The sequence below is a fragment of the Sphingobacterium populi genome (assembly GCF_001586775.1).
GTDB classification, from domain to species: Bacteria; Bacteroidota; Bacteroidia; order Sphingobacteriales; family Sphingobacteriaceae; genus Sphingobacterium; species Sphingobacterium populi.
In genome coordinates this window covers 1-252 of the sequence record NZ_LQXS01000034.1, presented here as the reverse complement: position 1 = coordinate 252, position 252 = coordinate 1, and the positions used below count along the sequence as shown (strand labels likewise).

Annotated in this window: 1 protein-coding gene; it reads left to right on the top strand. The window is 38.5% G+C overall.

Going from position 1 to position 252, the window contains the following annotated elements; all coding sequences use genetic code 11:
- Nucleotides 1-119: 119 nt before the first annotated feature.
- Nucleotides 120-221 carry a helix-turn-helix domain-containing protein gene (locus A0125_RS16685; protein WP_410528187.1) on the top strand — a complete coding sequence of 34 codons (102 nt, stop codon included), beginning with the start codon at nt 120-122 and terminating at the stop codon, nt 219-221.
- Nucleotides 222-252: the final 31 nt, after the last annotated feature.

Here is a 252-nt window from a genome sequence, read left to right as displayed (position 1 = left end):
TTCTGTAAAGTAGTAATTCCCAATACAAAGTCCAGCCTTCGGTCCAGAACGGTGTATTGAAATGTTGTGCGCGATACGGCTTGTAGCGGCGATTCATAAAATACTGCAAATGAGCCAGTTTGGCTTGGGAATTGGGTTATAAAAGTCAAGAACACTTTTCTAGAGTGTTTAAAAAATATACGGGAATCAGTCCATCTAATTTTCGGAACAAGGCACTTTAATTTTTCAGCTCAGTAATTGCTGGATCATATT